We start from the raw sequence: 2,834 nt of genomic DNA on the forward strand, positions 1-2,834 counted from the left end.
GAACCAACTGTAACTTGAAAAGGAGTTAATGTTCCATTTTTAGTTTCATGCCACTGTTTAGCTAGTTTAGGGTTTCTTATCGCTAAGCTATTATCCATAAAGTGTTACCTCCTCTCTAGAGGGGGGGATGCCATATAATTTGTTTACACAATATAGCTATTTAATATACCTATATGCTTCATAAAATGAATCTTTATCCTATTTATTAAATTCATAATGTGTTTTTTTAGGATTTGATTTTTAAAGGACTGTGGAAGAGCATGTATACTTTAAGTTATTTTAAATTTGATATACTAAAAGAAAAAATTAGGATGATAAGGTTATGCCAACAAAAGAGTTCCAAGACACAGTACAGCATTTTTCCTCTTTCTTATTAGATAAAGGAAGAAAACCTTCTACAATTAAACGCTATGCCTATGATATTGAAGATTTTGGTCAGTGGTTAAAAGAATCTAAAAAGCTACCATTACACAATATATGGACAACACTTAATACAGAGGATTATGAAGAGTATTTTAATGATTTAAAGAAACAACGAAATTACTCAGATAAAACGTTACATCGTGTTTATATTGTTCTAAGTAGACTTTATCAATATTTAGACTTACCTAATCCAATAGAAGATATGAATTTTGTAATTCAGCCTAATCGTGCTTTACGTGATGAAGACTTTATTTCTAAAGCGGAAGAAAAAAGGTTAAAGTACATTTTAACCTCATTAGAAGGATTAACAGAAAAACAATGCTCTGTTCGCCCTTTACTTATGGATCGTAACATTGCTGTTGTGCATTTACTCATTAATAATGGATTGTCCTTACAAGAACTTGTAGGTTTACAGATGAAGCACGTCCATTTTGAAAAAAATACAATCCTAGTACCAGGAATAGTGGGTATAGAGAGAACTGTTCTTTTAACTAAATATGATAAAAAAATATTATTTAATTATTATAAAAGTATTCCTGAGCCTGTTCGTCCCAAATATCATAGCAATGATCCACTATTCGTAGCATTCGATTTTACTCGAAAAACTTATCATTGGTCATATGATAACGATGCTCCCAAGGCTTTAACAGAAATTGCTGTTCAAAAAATGATCCGACTGGAAGTTGAAAGGGCGAATTTACGAAAAGGAATTTCAGCACAACATCTACGAAATAGCTTCATCCTACGGCTAATTGAAAATGAAGTTTTAGAGGGAGAAATAATAAAACAGGTAGGTTTTAAGTCTAAGCTCTCGTTAAAAAGATACTATGATTACATCAACTAATAATAACAGGAGAAGGTTGTATGAAGAAAAACATAAAACAAAAGTCATATTATATAAGAGAATATACTTTGCGGGATAAAAGTATAAAATCTATTAAAGTGGAACCCTGGCGTTCATTTAAAGAGGAAATGAAGGTGCTTGGTATTAATGACAGCGATATTTTTCAAATTCAACTGATTGAAAAGCGTGTGTGAATTAAAAACCTTGGTAATATCAAATAACCATAAAAAGAAGAGTCTTTGATTATTAGGACTCTTTTTTTTTGGTCTAATTGCAAACTTTTAGTCATTTCGAATAAATAATTCTAAATCAACATTAATTGTAATAAATTATTAAAATAACTTATTTGCATCTAAATCGTAGCCAGCATTTTTTAACTCTTTAAATAACTCCATGTGCCAACCAGTTTCTGAATCATAGTTAATATATACAACTCCTGATATATCATTTGGTTTTTCAATATTATCTTTAACTAATGCACAAACATTGGATCTTCCCAATTTTGCAATTAGATATCCATGTTCAAATACAACATTTTGTCTAGCTCTTATTTGTAGTTCGGCATCATTTTTAGCCTTACCTAAATCACAGGGCGTATAAAGTACAATTCCAAAACCTACATCTGTATTATTTTCTATTTTTTCAATAATTGTTGTGCCACCACTAGCTTGTTCATGTAAAATTATTGGTTTCAAATCTAACCTTTCTAAAAATCTAGCGACGGCAATTTTTACACTCACATCATGTCCATGTACTATAAATACTTTTTTATTATCAATTTCAGTAGATGAAGGGCTTGCTGATAGCTTTGGAAGTTCTTGCATTCTTACTTTAGCTTCTTTTAATAATTCTGTCGTTACGTCTTTAGTATATTGATCACTATCAAAAGCGTCCTCTTTTTCTATAAACATAATCACATTAGCTGGTAATTCAGCGTCTATTCTGCTTACTATAGTTTTTATAGGCAATTCGGTAGTTTTCACGTTTAACCTAACTATATTTGGTTCTTTTAAAAAATAACCGTCGAATTGTAGTTCTTCTTTTTGTAGGTATGGTAAAATTATTTCTTCAATAATTTTATTTTTGTCTTCTTTATCATACTCATATAGATGTAAGTTTTTAGTAGATCCAGAAATGTTTGTTACTTCCATGTGCACTTGATACAACATTTATTTCAATCCCCTTTTTACTATAATTTATAGTTGTGTTAATCTGTATAAATCTATATTTGGCACTATAATTATACTTTCAATTCCATATTTTATATACCTATTCGTATTTAATAATCCATAAGGATGCTTATTTTCTTTCAATGCTTGCTCACTTCTTTAAATCTTGGTGCATAAATTGTCTCTCTTTTAATTATATTAATTAAATAAAAACATGACCAACTCATTTATTGTTGCTGAACACTAAATTAGATGCGAAATGTATCAAGTACATTATCTTTTTCTTCTTTATTAATTCCAATGTATCTTAGTGTAATTTGTGGTGTACTATGATTCAATATTTCTTGTAACATAGCAATATCTTTTGTTTGCTTGTAAAACCAATATCCAAATGTTTT

General features: G+C 29.4%; 3 protein-coding genes and 1 pseudogene. 2 read left to right on the forward strand and 2 right to left on the reverse strand.

The features are described from left to right. Positions 1 to 322: 322 nt before the first annotated feature. Positions 323 to 1,267 (forward strand): tyrosine-type recombinase/integrase, encoded by a 945-nt coding sequence (locus tag BM089_RS30260; protein WP_090979184.1) that lies wholly within the window; start codon positions 323 to 325, stop codon positions 1,265 to 1,267. Between the two features lie 20 nt (positions 1,268 to 1,287). Continuing rightward, entirely contained in the window at positions 1,288 to 1,461 is a 174-nt protein-coding gene (locus tag BM089_RS31310; protein WP_175495718.1) for a hypothetical protein, read from the forward strand. A gap of 138 nt (positions 1,462 to 1,599) precedes the next feature. Here BM089_RS31310 and BM089_RS30265 read toward each other — a convergent pair whose 3' ends face one another. Continuing rightward, positions 1,600 to 2,436, reverse strand: a complete 837-nt coding sequence (locus BM089_RS30265; RefSeq protein ID WP_090979186.1) for a TIR domain-containing protein — start codon at positions 2,434 to 2,436, stop codon at positions 1,600 to 1,602. A 248-nt stretch (positions 2,437 to 2,684) separates the two neighbouring features. Next, positions 2,685 to 2,834 (reverse strand): annotated as a pseudogene (locus tag BM089_RS30270) (integrase); the annotation flags it as partial.

Origin of the sequence: Bacillus sp. 5mfcol3.1, from assembly GCF_900114335.1 — a bacterium.
Classification (GTDB): Bacteria; Bacillota; Bacilli; order Bacillales; family Bacillaceae_G; genus Bacillus_A; species Bacillus_A thuringiensis_S.